Genomic DNA, 16,739 nt, shown 5'->3' on the forward strand with positions numbered 1-16,739 from the left:
CAGTCTATGGAAGCGCTCAAGGAAGAGCTTGTTCGGGAGGCGTCGCCGGTCTCGGCGACGGAACCGCTTAATCCTCCATCGACACAAACGGCGGACGGGGCAGCGCAGGAGGCGAACCCCACGCTTCCTGCGCCGGTCGCATTGCAAGACCGCGATCAGGTTGCTGTTTTATCCCAGGGCCAATCGATCCGGCCGCGGCGCTTCGTGCCACAGGTGCTGCTGGCGACGGCGAAGAGGCTGACCACTCTGGTCCTTGCGCTCGTTGCAGTGTTGATCTCCCTCCTCGCCTGGGACAGCTATCTGACCGCTCCGTGGACCCGCGACGGGCGCGTCCGCGTTCAGGTCGCAAGCGTAGCTCCCGAAATCTCAGGCAGGATCAAGGATCTGCGCGTGGCCGACAACCAGTTCGTGCGCAAGGGCGATGTGCTATTCGTGATCGATCCGTTCGACTTTAACCTCGCCCTGCACGGCAGCAAGGCGATGCTGCAGCAAAGAGCGGCCGACCTGCAGGTGAAGGAGCGACAATCCGAACGACAGCGGAAGTTGTCCAGCGTCGCCACTACTCCTGAGCAGCAGCAGATATACGCCGGCAACGCGATCCAGGCCGAGGCCGCGTTCGAAGCCGCGCAGTACCAGGTCGCTCTGGCCGAAATAAACCTGAAGCGTACTGAGGTTCGCAGCCCGGTGAATGGATATGTGACGAACCTGCTGCTGCGTGCTGGAGACTATGCTCGCCAGGGTGTCACCAATGTTTCGATCATCGATACCGACAGTTTCTGGATCGACGGATATTTTGAAGAGACCAAGATGTCCCACGTATGCACTGGAGCCCGGGTCGAGGCAAAGTTGATGGGCTATTCCGCGCCGATCGTCGGGCATGTCAATACGATCACCCGCGGCCTCAGCGTTTCCAACGCAGCTGCCGGCGCGCAAGGACTTCCGAACGTGGATCCGATCTATACGTGGGTGCGTTTGGCCCAACGCGTTCCAGTCCGCATCGCCATCGATGAAGTGCCGCCCGGCGTGCCGCTAGTGTCCGGCATGACCGCAACCGTGACTGTCCGGGACAACTCAGCCGCCGATCACTCCTGGTTGTTCAGCGCGCGCGCGAGCCTTTTCAACGTGCTGGGCAGTCCCCCGGCGAACCCTGACTGCATCTCCCCGGTGATCGACAGCGAGCCGGGGCAATCGGTCCCGGCATGGGAAGCACAAGCGACCCCGGATCCGGAACAAATCAATCCCGGCCTGGCCACCGACATACAGGCGTCGCCTCGCTAAATTAAACGATGCCCAATTCGTTGCTGCTTGGCTTTGGCCGGAAACAGACCGGCAGCTTCCAAGACCTGGATAAGCAAGAAAGGACGTTTTGATTATCCAATGCAAAGTTTGTGTAACCTCAAAGTATAGGTCGAAAGGTGCCGGGTCAAAAGTAGTCAATGTCAACCCAGATTTGAGGCTGGAACCTGTCACCAGCTCCATTACATCTCTGCGTGACTCGCTGACGATCGGCTTCAATCCGAAAGCGACCGAATTGTCTCTTCGCCGCGAGATGTCGCGGTGCCAATGGCGGACATCTTTCGGAAGGCACCCTTACTCGTTCCCAGGGAGAGATTCGTGGCGAGCAAATCAGGATTGAGGCCCTCAATAAGCCATTCGAGGAGTTCGCAAGCTGCGAACACGCCTGCTAGAGCGAATGGATCTTGCTTGAGATTGGACATTGCTTCCCCTCTGCGGACCGCGTTGTAGACAAAGAGCTCTCCCTCGTCGTCCGCGAAGGTGCCCGCCAGGGCCAATTTGCCAGCGTTCTCAAGAGTTTGATTATACTCCCAATGCATCGGGCGAACGGTCGCGAGTCGCGATTTGTCGGCGGAGTATTTCGCGTAGTTCGCGAACAACCGACGTGGGATATTTTCGTCGCCGCTCTGGTGGACCGCTCGATTTGCTTCGATGAGGAGATCGATATTCGCTTCGCGAAGACGCCATTCGGTGATCTCGTAACCGCTCAATGCGTTTGCAATGGTGAAGGGGGTCTTCCTGCGCAAAGGCCAGCGCTTCGTCCCGCGAGACGGCTTCTTAGACGAACAGCAACCCGATACGACGTCCCTGATCATCCAGGAGGGGGCCGCCGATTGCCAGCTTGCCTTGTGCCCGCAGTCGATCCGCGTATGCGAAGTGGGCCGGACGGGCCCCGGCGATCTGGTCCAAGTCTCTGTATTTGGCAAAATTGATGAACTTCATGATGCTGACAATCCCTTTGATTAGAGTTCAGCAAGGCCGCCGCTGACTATCACAGGAGATCGCCTATTCGGGCCCACACCAGCAGGCGTAGCCTCTTTCGCTGAGGGCGGAGTTCGCTCGGCCGGCACTCAGTTTGCCGACGACTTTTCGGCACCCGCCTCGCAACTTTCCTCCCATCAGTCGACGGCTTCGACATATCCCTGTTTACTTGGTCGATCAACCGGCAGGGCGGATGTGAATGCTGCCCTCGACCTCCTTCGCTTCGTAGATTTTGATTGACCTAGTTGCTGGGCCGTTGACCACGGCTCCGGTCGTGATGTCGAACCGGGAGCCATGGCATTGGCACATGATTGTTGTACCTGTGAGCAGGCCGCCGGAGAGCGGGCATGCTTCATCGGCGCAGGTGCACAGGTCGTCGAACGCGTAGAAATGGCCGCCGACCCGCGCTACCGAGATCCGCAGTTTGAGATTATCCAGGTAGTATGGGACAACGAAGTCGTTGGGAATTGCGTCGCCCGGACCGACCGTGAGGAAGTTTTTCGTAGCAAGCCCGCTCATCGATCTCTCCTCTCATTGCGTCGATTCAGTAAGGGTAATCAGGGATGATGTCGGACTTCTTCGCGTCTAGCCGGAGCTCACCTGGAGCACCTGCCGGCACAACTGGACGATGCGGCATGATTGGGGCGATCCGCTCGTAGCCGAGGCCCAAAGGTGGCCTGGTGTCCGCGTCTCCCTTGTTCGGCCAGAGTGACATTGCGCGCTCCGCCAGGGCTGTAATGGTCAGTGAAGGGTTCACTCCCGGGTTCGCCGGCATTACGCTTCCATCCATGACGTGAAGTCCCGGCCGCCCGAATACCCGCTGGTAGGGATCCACGGCACCGTTCTTGCTGCTTTCGCCGATAGGGATCCCACCCGTGAAATGGGCTGTCGCGGTGCGGTTGATGATTTCAGTTGCCAGCGCGCCTTCGCTACTGTCCATCCTCTTGGCGAGCCGGTCGGCGAACTCCTCCACGATCGGGATGTGCACCGAGGGAGGTGTGCCGGAGCCGTGTCGGCTTCTCAGCAGGCCGTTATTCCAATACAGCTCGATTGAGGTGTCGGTTGTCTGCATGCATAGCATGATGGCCGCCCGCTCGGACCAGTGACGCGGATCACTAATGCCAAGCACGTCGATCGGGTGTTTGGCCAGTTCCTTGAGCCAGGACAGGGTGGGATGCTTCTGCTCGCCATGCTGATGATAGGTGAATAGCAGCGCAAATAGTGAGCTCCCGACCCCATAGTACACGGGCTCGATGCTCGTTGCCGCATCCGGCCAAACGCCGCAAGTGATCGCGACCGATCCCGGCGAGATGTGAATCTTTTGCGGATCACGCTCCCACTTTTCGTGGGGGCGGTCGATTACGAGAAGCTGTTCGGAATTCGTCCGTGCTCTCTTCCCCAGTTCACTCGATAGGCCCGTCAGGCTGCCCTGGTGCTGCATGTGATGAAGGAGTTTCGATGAGCCGTATGCGTGGGCAGCAACGATCACATGCTCAGCAGTGTATTTGTGACGGTGGAGATGCACCGCCCTCTGCGCCCAACCAGGATGCCGCGCGTGCACCTCGAACCCGCCTCCATCGAGCTGCACGAGGGCGTGCACCTCGTGTAGCTCATGGACGTCCACGCCGAGCTTTTCCGCCAGGTAGAGATAGTTCGTGGTCACCTTGTTCTTGGCATTACGGCCGCAGCCGACCTGGCAGTTGCCGCATGAAATGCATCCAGTGCGTCGGGGTCCGACTCCGCCGAAGTATGGATCTTCGGCTTCGACGCCCGGCTGTCCGAAATAGACTCCGACCGGGGCCTTGTTGAAGGTTTCACCCTTCCCCATGTCGAGCGCGACCTGATGCATATGCCGATCGACGTCAGTAGGCATGTAGGGGTAGCGAACGACGCCGAGCATCCGCCTTGCCTGGTCGTAACAAGGTGCAAGTTCCTCGGCCCAATCGGTGATGCCCGCCCATCCGGGCGCATCGAAGAACTGTTTCGGAGGGACATAGAGCGTATTGCCATAGACATGGGAGCCGCCGCCCACGCCGGCGCCGCAGAGGACGAGCACATCATCGAGGTACTCGATCCTTTGGATTCCGTACAGCTCTGCCGCCGGGAACCACACGTAGTCCTTCAGATCCCAGTTGGTCTTCGGAATGTCCTCGTCCCTCCAACGTCTGCCGGCCTCCATGACGCCAACGCGGTATCCCTTCTCCGCGGCGCGGAGCGCGGCAACGCTTCCGCCAAATCCAGAGCCGATAACAACGACGTCATAGTCAAAGTTCATCGAAAGCTCCTTCCTTCTGGGGTAGCGCGAACATCACTATTCAGCGCGTGCCGCAGGACTTTGGGACGGGAGGACCCGGCTCACGACCACGACCTACACCAAGCCGATGATGGGTGAGGGTGGTGCGATTTGGAATGCGGCTTCCCGACCGACATCGCAGCGGACGGCATCGCCGATTCGCTGAGGTTCTAATTCGAATATTCCCAGAAATCGTCTGGAATAGAGGTTCCGATGGCAGACCGCATGGCATCCCGAAAAAGCCTCGCTGCGGGCATTGGACGAAAAGCCACTGTGCGATCGACGACCAGTCCCTCGTCGTCTTCCTCGATAATATCGAAACTTTCTAGTTCGTGACCCTGAATTTTTCCCTTCCATCTCAATAAGGTTCTTCGGTCGTCCAGCTTCCACTCACCCGCATAAGCACCTTCTCGCAGCTCGGTCGAGGTCGCGAATATCTTTGCGACTACCGCACGACCTTCTATGGTTCGTATCAATACTGGACTGTGAAAAACAACATTTGCAGCAAGAATTTTTTCGTAGTCAGCTATGGTGGCATGGCCTGACTCACGAAGTTTGCGAATTGCATGCATTGTGGATGACTCCTTCGATGGGTTAAAGACCCTATGCCTGCTTCTTGGTGATCTTTGTTGCGCTTCACAGCGCATCGTAACGGTTCAAATCAGGGTTGTTAAGGGATGCCCAGCTTCGGGTCTTGATCCGGTTTCATCTCGACCGGTGCACCAAATCACAGCACAAGATTCGAACTGCCGAACATCTTTTCAGTTATCATTGGCTGACATCGGCGCTTGGTGGCGGGCGAAAGCCCGGCAATGTCAGGGCAACAAACAACGTCAATTTTCACTTCTCGGTTGTGTGCGCCTCCTCAATGTTCCAAACCATCAAGAAGGCACCTTTCCCTTCTCCAACGATCGCGTCGATGATGGATGCCTTCCAGGCGAAAATGAGCGACGACGAACTCAAGGATCCTGCGTTTCACCTATCGCGTCGCGTTCGTGCCGAAGGTCGGCAGCAAAGCGAGCAGGTCAGACACCGCCGTCGAATTCATCAAGCCGAATTCAGTTGAAGCGCGGGCGATCAATGCGGTGCTGCTCAAGGAGGTCGACAAGGCTCGCCATACCGCCGGGCAGGTGATCGATGCGATGCGCGCCGAAGGATATCCGAAGTTCAACCAAGCCGCGCACACTAGACTTTGGAAGGAACTGGATGCCAAGGACCCGACAAAGGGGTTCGGCAAGGCCGGCGACCATAAGAACACATGGGTCTGGTTCGCCAGTTGGCTCGCCCGCGTGCGCGCGCATTGCCAAGAGAATGCCAGCAAAAACGTGGCTGCTGTTTGAGCGTCCGCTTTTGGGAAACTGTGCCTCTGGCCCGAACGACTGCCTTGCGGCGCGAAGCTGCCTTTCGGCATAAGATACCAAATGCGTTTGATGAAGCCGATCCTAATGACGATTATGTCAGTCGCGTGAGGACAACGTCTTTTACAAGAAATGTTAGCGGCTGGTTCGCAAACCCATTTCCCTCGTATGATCTCGTATGGTCCGGCGAACCTAAGGATCAAGGTTGACGGGGCCCGGTCAATAGCCTCGTTGATCGATCCCGTGGACACTTCGGCTGCCAAGCTAGAGCGATGTCAGGGTTGCGTACCACGGACCTGCCGCCCCTCGCGACGCTTCTCGAAGTGGGATTGACTTCGTCGATCAGTGGGACATGTGCGCCGACATCATCGGCATTGGACTCGAGCATCACGTCGCCACGCGCTCACGCCTAACCGTCTTCGAAGTTGAAATCGTCCGGATAGAAGTTGATTGACCGGCCCGCGTTGAAGTGTGCCGTCAGCCTTCCGTTCGAGCGACCGGCGAGCCGGTCGACAAAGCGCGCAACCTCCTTGAAATTGGTCGCCGCGGTGCCGTGTGAAGGCGTTGCAGTGGACGTGCTGAACCAGAAGTGGAACGGACGACTGCCGGCCGCCTCGGGTGCCCTTCCGCGGATTGCGCGATCTCTGCTCATCCTTGAGGCGTAGATTTGCTCGACTACCTCGGGCTCTGGATTGCCGCTCTGGCCGTCGCCACAGAAAAGATAGTGATCTGCCGTGACGGCCTGGGCGAACTGGGGGCTCATATTGTTCTCAGACCCGTGATGTTGAATCTTAAGCACGTCGAGGTGAAGTGCGCCACCTTGCAGCAGACCCGCCTCGCCGAGCTGCTCAAGGAGTATGTCGTGCTGCGCGTCGCCAGTGAGCAGGATGCGCTTGTCGCCTTCCTGTACGAGCAGTACTAACGAGGCGACGTTGGGGATCGTCACGCCCCTGAAGTCTTCGATGCCCTCCCATTCGCGCAGCTCCGGCCCCTCCCCGCTCGCGAACGCCTCGACCCGTCGGCGCACTTGGCGTTCGATCTCCGCCACCCGCACTTCGCTGCGGCGAAGCCAGTTGTTCCAGCCCTCGCGAAGCTGCTGGAGCTCCTTTGCGGTTGGCCCGATGATCCTGATTTCGAAACTCCCGAGAGCAATCGGCCGCTGGCGCGCGCGCGCCATCAGCAGCTTCTCGGCGCGGCGCGAGCCCGGCAAGCGATTGACGGCCACGCCTGGTAAGCCGGCTCGGATCAGCTTCGTCATCTGGATCGCATGGTCAACACCAAGCGCGACATTCTGCATCTCGAAGCCCGCACGAATGCCAGCAGGCACCTGCGTCGCGAACATGACTGGGGCTGCCGCAGCCAGCATGTCCTCGATCCGGCCCACATTTTCAGGCACCTGGTCATGGAAGGCGTTGTGCCATATCGCGGAAACTTTCGGCGGCCGCGCGCTCTCGGGTTCCGCGAAGTCGTCGTCTTCCCGCTGATGATGATCCCACACCTCCCAGTCAACCAGATCCTGGATAAGCTTCAGCACGCCACCGATGTGGTCGGCGTCGATGTGGCTGACATAGACGAGGTCAACGGGGCGGTCCGGCTCTTGCTCGCGGCGTTCCGCGAGTTCGGGCGCGACATATTCAATCATGCTGGAGCTCATGCCGCCGTCGCAGAGCATAAGCTTTCCATCAGCGCTTTCGAGCAGCATGCAGTCGCCATGCGACGATTGAAAGATCTCGATCTTCATGCCTGGGTTTCCTTCCCGATATCCGTGCGCTCGTCGAACGAGGCAGCTTCGGCCAGCGCGGCTGCCGCGTCGATGGCACCAAACCCCGCATCATTCTTCCACTCGTACGAACCTCCAGGCAGCGGCCAGGAGGTTCGCTGCAGAATGCTGGAGCATTGCGCTGATGTAAGCTTGCGGTTGATCGACAGCATTAGGCCGGCGAGCCCGGCCACATAGGGGCTGGCCATGCTGGTGCCGCTCATCGCGACCCAGGGTTCGTGGTCTTCAGCAAGCCATTGGCCGCAACGATGCCCGTGCCCGGCGCCGCGATGTCGGGCTTCATCCGGGCGTCCCTCGTGGGTCCTTGGCTGCTTGTCGCGGCAATTCGCTGCCGCCGATCGTCCAGATTGGCGACGGCAATGACCCTGTGTCCGCAAGCGAGCGAGTTAATCGAATGGGAGTCGACGTTCGATGCCGCGGAGAAGAAGGACGGCATGCGCATGAGCTGACCGCCAACGCCAGGACCATACCGATACGGGTCATCGCGTTCGATCCAGCAGTGGAACTCACCGTTGCGCACTTCTTCGCCGATTAGGCGGATCGTCCAGGTCCCCGCCGCGACGCCGGTAAGCGATCCCGGACGAAGGTCGGGCGATAGGTACACCGCGCAACAGTTTGCACCATTCACCGGGTTGTAGAGTTCGTTATACACTGACAGGAACGTGCCGGAAGCGAGGCGCTTGTTCTCGATATACTGGCGCGGTCCGACCTCGATCCAGCTGTTCGAGCCGGGCGGTCGCACGGCGATGCGGATGCGGTCCTGCGGCGAATGCCAGAGCTCAAGTTCATTTTCCGACAGGTCCACGATTTGGTCGCCGACGACGGTCCAGTCGAGATCGACGACCAAACCGCGCGCGGCAATGCGACCGCTCGCGTGAATGCGGCCCATCATCCATCCGTTCGGGTTTTCTTCTGTGGCTGCCTCTTGGCCAGCGTTGCCCGCCGCGATTGTGATTGATCGCCCCTCAGTGGCGAGCAACGCGTCAAACCATCGGGAGACTCCGCCGGAGCCGTCATGGGCGCCGCCATTGGTGCCGAGGCTAATATTAATGGAGATCGGCTTGTCTTCGCGCTTGGCGATCTCCAGCAGATATTCGATTGCGAGAACGAGCCGCGTGCTGTCGGAGAAAGTCTCCCGACGTGCTTTCAGGTCCTCGGGATCGAACGGAACGTTGAGTAGAACGGCCGCGATGTCGGCTTTGGGACAAACCCCGCTGTTGCCCGCTGCTATGCTCGTGACATGGGTCGCATGTGAGGATCGGGATTGTTGCGACTGGGGCTCGAGGGCAGTTGCTGCCAGACCGCCCGCGCGCTCAACGGCAAGGGCCTTATCCAGATCGGCCTGAAGGATTTCAGAGCCGAAGTCGAAGGGCGCGAAATCGGCGCCGCTCCGCTTCGACGGCGGTGACCGGCGCTTACCTCCTTGATCCCATATCGAGAGGAAGCGCGATTTGCCGTTCGCGATGAAATCACGATGCGAGAAATCATATCCCCCGACGTCGATGATACCGATGATTACGCCCGCCCCGCCATTGTGTTTACCCGCAACGGACCGGTCGGTTGGCTTCAGCTTATCGACGCCGCGTCGGGGGCGAGGCACGTCCAAGGCGAGCGCCTCTGCGGGATGGATGAAAGCGACGCGTTCGTCCGCGGCGAGTGCTGGCAGGTCAGAGACGCGAACGGTAGCGGCAATGAAATTCCGTTTTGAGAGAACACAGCGGTCAATCTCGGTAACAGGCGCAAGCGACTTGGCGATCTTGTCCTTGACCGACTCGACATCGCTGGCGGTGCCGGCCGGTCCCGCGACCTGCCGATCGCGGTGGACTTCGATAAAGACGCCGACATATGCATGGCTGGCGCGGTTAGCTGGCGTCAACTTCTTTCGCGCCGCCGGCGCGGCGCTTGTCGAGAAGTCTGCGGTATCGAGACCAAGGGGTAAGAAGCCAGTAGTAGCCGCGACCGTGGCGAGCTTGGTGTCCGTGAATAAGGTGTCGAGTGGAGCGGTCGACACCAAGTTTTGCGACTGCTCGGCCCGGAGGCAATTTACGACTTCATCGCCATTGCCAATCATGCGGAGCTTGGGATGAAGCTTAGTTTGTCCAACGACTTGCGCCATGAAATGATCGTTCCCCTTGTGATGAAACAACCGGTTGGCAACATTACTCCACAATATCCGTTGAAATCTTGCGCGTGAACAGACCTTTACAGATTAGAGGCGTGGATGTGCTAGAGCCAGGTGCCAGTACTTTGCTCCAGCAATAATTACTGGAGTACGTCCGGATTTCTATCGAAACTTTGAACAGAATGGCACGATCTTCATTTGAGCAAATTCCCTAAGGGCCAGGCCGGCGGCGCGACTCGCGATAGGTGAAGGCAGCGACTGCATGGCATTTGTCTTCGGCACCGAGACGCTGGTTCGTTCGTCCGATTTTTCGCGAAGACTGCGCCAGATGCTGGCAGTGCCTTGCGCTGCCGCTAGATTGCTTCGGCTTCTTCCTGGTGTCGCTCGATGGGGGATACTTCCTCGTGTTTCATAACCTCTCTGGAAAGGCGCTCACACCGTCGGATGAGCGAAATCGAGACAAACGCAATGACGCCCGTCATGCTCACCACGGCGAGAACCCACAGCGCACTCGTCACGGAGGTTCTAGCAATCATCATGGCAAGCGCAAACGGTGCGAATGCAGAAGTAAATTGGCGGGCAGCGCTGGGACCCATCCGAGGCGCGCGCCATAGCCCTTTCGGCCGAACAACTACAGCGGAAGCGTGCCGCCAACGATGCTTGTAAGGCCTGAGCCCAAGCCGAACAGCACAACGAATGCAAAGGCACCTGGCGAGTCGCAAAAATTGCGAGCCGGCAGACGCGCTTCGGTCCTCAACCTACGCCTTGGAGAGCTGCCGAAATGGGGCGGCCATCGCTTTTGCCAATCTGTCCGGTGCCGAAGGCGACACCCCAAGCACAAGGTGGGAAGAACCGAGATCGGGCAGCTCGGAAAGAATGCGCAGGTCGGGAGTGAGCGAGCTTTCAGGGAGAACACCAACGGCGATCCCCGACGCGATCGCGGCACGCACACCGGCGACGCTTTCGCTCGTGCACGCAATATGAAAATCCAACCCGGATTCCTTCAGGATAGAAACGAAAAGGCCGCCTCGCTCGCTGCGCGCATCCGACGCGAGTTTCCGGATTTCTCTCTCGAAAGCTACATTCGAACCTGACCGGTAACAGCGCCGGCAGCACTTGCAACGTTGCGCGACGGCGCGAGTAAGGCAGGGCTTTTATTGGAACCAGCGTCCGTTAACTGAGGAGGTCCGGCGCAAGCACGCGTGTTCAACGGTAAGCGGGCCGGCCTCCGGGTTTTCAGCCGGCCCGCTCGATCGGACGATACACGCTTACAGTGCCCGATCCGCTGATCGTGCCCGCGCATGGTTAAGGAAAGGTTGGGCAGGTCGCAAAAATTCTAGCGGCCTTGCCGTCAGCCGGGGCTCGCCAGGACGGGTCTTTTTTAGAAGGCGGCCCGGCGGGCCAATGGGGATCCGTGCCGGGCCATTTTCTGCCGGACAGGAGGCATGGGGGGCCATTCAGTGGCGCGGCAGTAGCACGATACTGACGTTTCTCCGACCGCTCTGCTATCCGGTGAATGCCCGGAATCGGCTGCGGCAATTCCCGATAAATGCGCGGGCCCGGAAACCCGACGAGCCGAGCAACCGACTCGCCGAGCGTTGCCGCGCCGGGAGGGGGCCTTGAGCTAAAAGCAGCGGCAACGGGCCGAGCTTGCGTCATGGCTGGCGGGTTGCCCATCCGGCCTTTCGCGAAATCTCTTACGTCTTTCAGTCAGGGGGCTCTCCAGCGTGCTGGGCGCTTGGCCGGGCATCTGCCCTAAGCCGCGACGTACGCGCGCTGGTGAGCCGAAAAGTGTCGGCTATGCCGCCTCTGACGCAGGCAACGGCACGATATTGCTGGCGTAGGAGGTCCAGTCGGCAAAGATCAGCCGCGCCTTCTTTAGCGCCTTGCGCCGCCGATAGGCCGCCTCGGTGGCGTCCTTGGTGCCACTGTGGCCGTAAGCCTGCTCGATAATCGCGGCAGCAGGTGACACATGGCGGCGAGGCTGTCCGCGTCACGCTGTCAGGTCGCGGTGCGGACCTGGCGATTGCCATCGCCGGCCGCATTTCGGAGAAAAGAATCTAATTTCTAATGGCCCTCTTTGCTATCGCCAGCGCCGCCACCAGCGGTTCCACCATTCGCACCGCCGCCACCGTTACCGCCGCCACCGCTACCGCCGTTCGGTTGGCCATCACTGCCGGTTGATGTCGAGACCACCACGCCATTGCTGTGCGTAGTATGCGATGTCGTATCCTTAAGTGTTCCGCTGCCCTTGGAATTTTGGACGGGCAGACTAGCACCGCCACCCGTCGTCGTGGTCTGCGCCAGCGTTGGGGTGGCGAGGATCATGGTGAAAAGAACGGTCGAAAGAAGGCGTTTCATGTTGTCGAATACTCCATTGGTTTCGACAAGCTTCGACATCATTCGTGTCTCACACAGCTTGCTTGTGACTGAAAGTGCGCCTGTCCACGGTCCCTCGATGTGAAGCAGTTCACCAAATTAACCGATATTTCCCGTATGCCGGCTCCTGAGAGCCGACGAGGGGCGTTTGGCTTCACCCAACGCTTGACCGCACGCTTTTGGGAAAAGCGCCTAGATCAGCAATGTGTCGCGTGAAACAATTGGGACGCCTCCCGCCTGGGAATGACATTCGCGTTGTAAACGCGACATGGGCTCACCCCGTCTCTATCCCATATCCGCGAATGGCGGATTGGCAGCCGTAGGGCGATCCGCCTGCCGGTGAGATTGTTCTAGCGGAACATTTGATGTCGAGGCGGCGCGACACCGGCGATCGGCTTCTCGCTTCGGGCTGCCCGGTCCTTGACTCAGGGAGGCCCGCTGGAAGCGCTTCAGCTTCAATTGCCGAAGCGCCTCCACCATGCCTCTCCGTTGCGAAGCGCGCCCTTGCCAACGCCGAACCTCGCCCATGATACAGTGAGCGGCAAGCTTGGGGATTAGATTAGCATCTTCGGGCTGCTCAGAATTTCAATGATGATGATGAAAATCGACACAGCCAATTTCATCCGAGATCAATTTCGCCTTCTACAACATGATGAAGCCCGGCTTCCTCGGACGCTATCACAGCCCTCACCACCAGTCGTCCCTGCCCTCTCAGCTCTCTCTGCTCCACGGCTTTCTCGATCGCCTGCTGCGAGGTCACGCCGACCTGTTTGAGGAACCTGCGCAAGGAGACGTTGAAGGGATCGGATTCCATATTCTGGGTCATTTGATTGCCTCGAACAGTGTGAAAGGCACGGCCGTTTCGGCATGCTGGATGCTTCCGACGGTGCCGGGCCATCGCCACACTTATAGTCACAATCTTCCAGCAAGGCATCACGGACGAGGACAAGATCACAGCCAGCCTCGGCCAGCAACCCTCAGATACCATATGACCATTACCGACACTCGACAGGCTTCTGGCTGCACTCCACCTCGACGAGGCACGATATTCGACTAAATCAATGACCGCCCCGTCGACTAAATTCCGGTCAAAAAAGAAGAGCCGGCCATTACAGCCGGCCCTTCCCGTTCCTGGCAAGAACTGCCGGCGTCCAGTGAGGGGCCGAAACCGCCGACCTTAACGAACGCTCGCGTTGTGTACTTGTTCCCACAAAAAGAAGGCCGGGGGCACCGGCCTTTAGTTGGGTCAGGTTGTCGGCGTTACATTGGATGGGGCCGCAACAGCCGACCCTTACGCAACGCTCGCGCAAGAGGGTAGTTCCCGGCGGCGAAGTCAGCTCAGGGTACTCTTACTCTCAGCTGCTTCGGCGAAATCCAAGGCAAGCTCTTGCGCGCGGAGGCACGCCAGCGTTTCCCGCTCTGCCTCGCTGTATTCGCGGTCGTCATATATTTTTGCGAGTGACACGTACACGGCGATGGAACCCAGTTCATTAGTCATTTCCACGACGTAGCGGTCTGCGGAGATTTTCCGGACGACTAATTCTGGGATCGTCATGACTGGCAGGCTCCACGCTAATCTTCGTCAACCAGCACGTCGCTTTCCCATGCTGCCTCTTCGAAAGCCTTCCGAGCCATGGCTGACTTCCGCAGACCAAGCAGCGCGTTCATACAGGCACGGCGAGCCATCATGTGCTTCGTGCCTGGCTCCGTGGCGCTGGGCCTGAACTCGTCTAGCGCATCCATAGCATCGCGGGCATTACGAATTTTCTGCGGCTTCCCCGGCACCAGCTCGATCATTACCGGCTTCTCAAACGATGTATCGGGCGGCGGCTTGGACAAATCATCTAAACGCATACTGGAACTCCAACAACGACGGAGAAAATGCGCGAAGTGGGATTCCGTTGCCTCGGAACAATTACGTTTGGCTAATGTTGTGGATCATGCGTGGCGACAACATCATCCCATTTCCCTTGGATGTCCGAGTTGCAATCGAGCTTGAAATTCACCGTGCGGTCGCGCGGTTCGGGCACAACGTCGAGATAATGGCTATAGCCGCCAAGTGGCATGGCACCATGGACGACCGGCAGGTGCTAACGGCCTTACGCAAGATCAACCAGATCGGCGATACCCTCCCGAAAGGGCAGACTGACGATGGCTACTGACGATGGCTACTGACATCATGATCTCTTTCGAGAACCGACGCGTTATTCGCGAGGAAATTGGCCGCCAATGGGAGATCGCCGTGGCACACCTCCTCGCTGAGAACCCCGGTTTTGCTCTCCGACACCGGGCGCACGCACGTTCAAGCGGAGTGAACACGCCATAACCACTACCTCCAGCTTCCCCGTTCATGCAGCCAACCAGAGAAGTTCGCCACAGGAGCACGAAATGTCAGTTGTTCACGAAGAAGCCCCATCCGAAGTCTTGCCCGATGTACCATCCACCCTCCCGGACGTCCCCTCGCATCCCGAGGAAATCAAGTCCGTGTTCGACCTGCGTGTGGGGAAATACATTTCCTTGCAGGGCAGTGCCAGGATCACGCCAGCCGGCGTGATTTGCGCTGGCATTGCATTTGCTGCCATGTCGCTTGCCTTGGGGTATCTGGTGTCGTCCTCCAGGCGGGCCCGGTATTAGCCAAGCCAGCAGCTTGCAACCGATCGAAGCAATGTCGGCGGGCGTTTGATGTCGCTACGCCTGCGACATGCTAGAGTATCGTGTTACGGCCAGCCCGTTCCAAACAATCCGCCTCAGCCCAGCGTTATCTTTAGCTGGACCGCGACACGACCTTTAGCGCCATGGAACTATTACGATGCGCTATTGTTGTTGGGCAACGAGCGACGACGACATCATCCCGTTTCCCCTCGATCGCCGAGAACAGATCAAAACGGAGATGAATCTTGCGGATATCAATATGGTGCCAACAACCTCGAAGTCTTGGTGATTCAGAACAGTTGGGGTGACAAGATGGGTGACGTGCAGGTGCCCGCAGTACTGCGCAAGCTCACGAAAGCGGCTCTATCTTCGACGACATCACCCACAGGGCTGATTGAAATGGCAATGCGGTCCGGTCGGCGGCGTGAGATGGAGCCAACAGGAGATTTTGATATGGGCGTCACTTGCCTGGTCTTTATAGACGGCCCAACCGGCGAATCTCCACACGTTCGCGACCGTTCCGCGTGTCGGGGACAGCATCCAGATAGCGCAACGCGGTGAGCAGCAAACGCTGACAGTCGAGCATGTTCTGTACATGGCGAAAAACGCCGACGATGACGACATGGGAGGCGCTCATGTGCAGATCCGGGCCTCCACAAGGAAGCTGGCCCAGTAATTCTGCCGAAGATTGTTAACGGGCCGACTCTTCCCTCCGCTGTGGGGAGGAAGGGTAAGGATGCCATAGAGTTTCTCGATCCGTTTGGATCGGGCCGCCGTCCAAGGCAGAGCAAAAATCGCCATCCTTGTTGCAGTAGTCGGAAATTACGCGATCGCCGATGCCGATGAAGAATGTGCGACCGTCCTTTGGGGCGCTTTTCACGTTTCTCCAGACATTGGCGAAGTCATGCCTATGGTGCGAAACATAATGGAGAGCTACGATCATCGCTTCGGCTCGGTGCTGCGGTTCTGGCCCGCCCAAAAGAACGGCTTCCTCGTTTTCCAGGTTTGCCATCGAGCCAAACAGTTCTTCGATGGCCTCTCGGACCATGCGCAGCGCCGCAGCATAAAAAGCGACGGTTTCGGCGTATTCAGTTTCAGGAACCATCGGTCAAGTAGCCTCGATTGGGGCTTCTGGCGCCCTAACCTGCCCGCGCCCGATTAAAGCGGCCCCGCATGTATAGCGTTGGCCCGTCAACTTGATCGCGCCAACCGCGATCTCCCCGCGGAATGGGAACTCGTCGTCCAGCTATCGAGCGGCGGTGACCCCAAAAAACGCCCCGGCTTGTTGCCTGAGTGGCGGGAGAGTATCGCCATCAGCCGGGACGCCTTACCGGAATTGTTGCTTCCGGACTTCAACAACCTGCGCCGCGGATATCAGTTCCAGTGATGGTAAAATACAGTTTGTCCGATTAGCAATGTTCTAACAAATCTCTGCGTAATGCATGGTTGAGCACCTGAGGAGTCATGCTCCTGTCACGCTATTCAGTTCTTTATTTGCCCATCGGTCATTCTATCGCGCGGGAAGAGTCCTAGGTTGTAGTGACGATTTAATTATTTGAGCCAGAGCATGATGCTGACGAGCTTTACGAAGCCGAGGAATGTGGCGGCGAGTTTGTCGTAGCGGGTTGCGATGCGGCGCCACTGCTTGAGTTTGGCGAAGAATCCCTCGATCCCCCAGCGCTGCCGGTAGGCGATCTTGTCGTAGCTGTGCTGGTATTTGCGATGGCGGCGTGGCGGGATGACGGGCTGGCCGCCTTCGTCGAGGATGGTGTCGTGGAGGCTGTCGGCGTCATAGGCGCGGTCGGCGATGACTTTGCCGGAGGCAAGCCCGGTGACGAGGCCGCAAGCCGGCGCCATGTCGTTCTGCTGGCCGGGACC

22 protein-coding genes are annotated in these 16,739 nt (G+C 58.8%); 5 read left to right on the forward strand and 17 right to left on the reverse strand.

The window, feature by feature from the left end; all coding sequences use genetic code 11:
• The first annotated feature begins 6 nt into the window (after positions 1-6).
• Positions 7-1,278: an HlyD family secretion protein gene (locus tag F3H98_RS26260; protein WP_149763300.1), complete on the forward strand. Its 1,272-nt coding sequence runs from the start codon at positions 7-9 to the stop codon at positions 1,276-1,278.
• A gap of 233 nt (positions 1,279-1,511) precedes the next feature.
• Here F3H98_RS26260 and F3H98_RS26265 read toward each other — a convergent pair whose 3' ends face one another.
• The 5 genes from F3H98_RS26265 to F3H98_RS26285 all read right to left on the reverse strand — a co-directional run bounded on the left by F3H98_RS26265 (position 1,512) and on the right by F3H98_RS26285 (position 5,142).
• Positions 1,512-2,042 (reverse strand): YciI family protein, encoded by a 531-nt coding sequence (locus tag F3H98_RS26265; RefSeq protein WP_188130568.1) that lies wholly within the window; start codon positions 2,040-2,042, stop codon positions 1,512-1,514.
• A 31-nt stretch (positions 2,043-2,073) separates the two neighbouring features.
• Positions 2,074-2,238, reverse strand: coding sequence for a YciI family protein (locus F3H98_RS26270; protein ID WP_149763304.1), 165 nt, complete (start codon positions 2,236-2,238; stop codon positions 2,074-2,076).
• 216 nt (positions 2,239-2,454) lie between these two features.
• Entirely contained in the window at positions 2,455-2,796 is a 342-nt protein-coding gene (locus tag F3H98_RS26275) for a Rieske (2Fe-2S) protein (RefSeq protein WP_149763306.1), read from the reverse strand.
• Between the two features lie 25 nt (positions 2,797-2,821).
• On the reverse strand, positions 2,822-4,552 hold the full coding sequence (locus tag F3H98_RS26280) for a GMC oxidoreductase (protein WP_149763308.1): 1,731 nt from the start codon (positions 4,550-4,552) through the stop codon (positions 2,822-2,824).
• A 188-nt stretch (positions 4,553-4,740) separates the two neighbouring features.
• Entirely contained in the window at positions 4,741-5,142 is a 402-nt protein-coding gene (locus F3H98_RS26285; RefSeq protein WP_149763310.1) for a hypothetical protein, read from the reverse strand.
• Between the two features lie 423 nt (positions 5,143-5,565).
• Between F3H98_RS26285 and F3H98_RS26290 the strand changes: the two genes are divergently transcribed.
• The gene (locus F3H98_RS26290) at positions 5,566-5,910 is read left to right on the forward strand and encodes a hypothetical protein (RefSeq protein ID WP_149763312.1); all 345 of its coding nucleotides are present in this window, start codon (positions 5,566-5,568) and stop codon (positions 5,908-5,910) included.
• Between the two features lie 427 nt (positions 5,911-6,337).
• Here F3H98_RS26290 and F3H98_RS26295 read toward each other — a convergent pair whose 3' ends face one another.
• The 9 genes from F3H98_RS26295 to F3H98_RS26335 all read right to left on the reverse strand — a co-directional run bounded on the left by F3H98_RS26295 (position 6,338) and on the right by F3H98_RS26335 (position 14,063).
• The gene (locus F3H98_RS26295; protein WP_149763314.1) at positions 6,338-7,669 is read right to left on the reverse strand and encodes an MBL fold metallo-hydrolase; all 1,332 of its coding nucleotides are present in this window, start codon (positions 7,667-7,669) and stop codon (positions 6,338-6,340) included.
• The gene (locus F3H98_RS32335) at positions 7,666-7,911 is read right to left on the reverse strand and encodes a S8 family serine peptidase (RefSeq protein ID WP_149763317.1); all 246 of its coding nucleotides are present in this window, start codon (positions 7,909-7,911) and stop codon (positions 7,666-7,668) included. The genes F3H98_RS26295 and F3H98_RS32335 overlap by 4 nt, the downstream gene beginning before the upstream one ends.
• Positions 7,908-9,824, reverse strand: coding sequence for a S8 family serine peptidase (locus F3H98_RS26305; protein WP_149763319.1), 1,917 nt, complete (start codon positions 9,822-9,824; stop codon positions 7,908-7,910). The genes F3H98_RS32335 and F3H98_RS26305 overlap by 4 nt, the downstream gene beginning before the upstream one ends.
• Positions 9,825-10,588: 764 nt before the next feature.
• Positions 10,589-10,822, reverse strand: a complete 234-nt coding sequence (locus F3H98_RS26315) for a type 2 periplasmic-binding domain-containing protein (RefSeq protein ID WP_149763321.1) — start codon at positions 10,820-10,822, stop codon at positions 10,589-10,591.
• Positions 10,823-11,628: 806 nt separating this feature from the next.
• Positions 11,629-11,802: a hypothetical protein gene (locus F3H98_RS31300; RefSeq protein ID WP_188130569.1), complete on the reverse strand. Its 174-nt coding sequence runs from the start codon at positions 11,800-11,802 to the stop codon at positions 11,629-11,631.
• Positions 11,803-11,897: 95 nt separating this feature from the next.
• On the reverse strand, positions 11,898-12,233 hold the full coding sequence (locus F3H98_RS26320) for a hypothetical protein (protein WP_149763323.1): 336 nt from the start codon (positions 12,231-12,233) through the stop codon (positions 11,898-11,900).
• Between the two features lie 595 nt (positions 12,234-12,828).
• The gene (locus tag F3H98_RS26325; protein WP_149763325.1) at positions 12,829-13,035 is read right to left on the reverse strand and encodes a DUF6494 family protein; all 207 of its coding nucleotides are present in this window, start codon (positions 13,033-13,035) and stop codon (positions 12,829-12,831) included.
• A 507-nt stretch (positions 13,036-13,542) separates the two neighbouring features.
• Complete coding sequence (locus F3H98_RS26330; RefSeq protein ID WP_149763328.1) at positions 13,543-13,764, reverse strand: hypothetical protein; 222 nt, start codon at positions 13,762-13,764, stop codon at positions 13,543-13,545.
• A 17-nt stretch (positions 13,765-13,781) separates the two neighbouring features.
• The gene (locus tag F3H98_RS26335) at positions 13,782-14,063 is read right to left on the reverse strand and encodes a DUF982 domain-containing protein (RefSeq protein ID WP_149763330.1); all 282 of its coding nucleotides are present in this window, start codon (positions 14,061-14,063) and stop codon (positions 13,782-13,784) included.
• An 86-nt stretch (positions 14,064-14,149) separates the two neighbouring features.
• Here F3H98_RS26335 and F3H98_RS26340 point away from each other — a divergent pair, with 86 nt between their 5' ends.
• Together F3H98_RS26340 and F3H98_RS26345 are read left to right on the forward strand one after the other, a co-directional pair.
• Positions 14,150-14,371, forward strand: a complete 222-nt coding sequence (locus F3H98_RS26340) for a hypothetical protein (RefSeq protein WP_149763332.1) — start codon at positions 14,150-14,152, stop codon at positions 14,369-14,371.
• 226 nt (positions 14,372-14,597) lie between these two features.
• Positions 14,598-14,843: a hypothetical protein gene (locus tag F3H98_RS26345; RefSeq protein ID WP_149763334.1), complete on the forward strand. Its 246-nt coding sequence runs from the start codon at positions 14,598-14,600 to the stop codon at positions 14,841-14,843.
• A 493-nt stretch (positions 14,844-15,336) separates the two neighbouring features.
• On the opposite strand, the gene F3H98_RS31305 is transcribed toward F3H98_RS26345, so the two are convergent.
• Positions 15,337-15,498: a hypothetical protein gene (locus F3H98_RS31305; RefSeq protein WP_188130570.1), complete on the reverse strand. Its 162-nt coding sequence runs from the start codon at positions 15,496-15,498 to the stop codon at positions 15,337-15,339.
• A gap of 54 nt (positions 15,499-15,552) precedes the next feature.
• Entirely contained in the window at positions 15,553-15,966 is a 414-nt protein-coding gene (locus F3H98_RS26350) for a hypothetical protein (protein WP_149763336.1), read from the reverse strand.
• A gap of 78 nt (positions 15,967-16,044) precedes the next feature.
• Here F3H98_RS26350 and F3H98_RS26355 point away from each other — a divergent pair, with 78 nt between their 5' ends.
• On the forward strand, positions 16,045-16,248 hold the full coding sequence (locus tag F3H98_RS26355; protein ID WP_149763338.1) for a hypothetical protein: 204 nt from the start codon (positions 16,045-16,047) through the stop codon (positions 16,246-16,248).
• A gap of 164 nt (positions 16,249-16,412) precedes the next feature.
• On the opposite strand, the gene F3H98_RS26360 is transcribed toward F3H98_RS26355, so the two are convergent.
• On the reverse strand, positions 16,413-16,739 hold a 327-nt coding region (locus tag F3H98_RS26360; protein WP_149763340.1), incomplete at its 5' end, for a transposase.

The sequence above is a fragment of the Neomesorhizobium albiziae genome (assembly GCF_900114255.1).
Classification (GTDB): domain Bacteria; phylum Pseudomonadota; class Alphaproteobacteria; order Rhizobiales; family Rhizobiaceae; genus Neomesorhizobium; species Neomesorhizobium albiziae.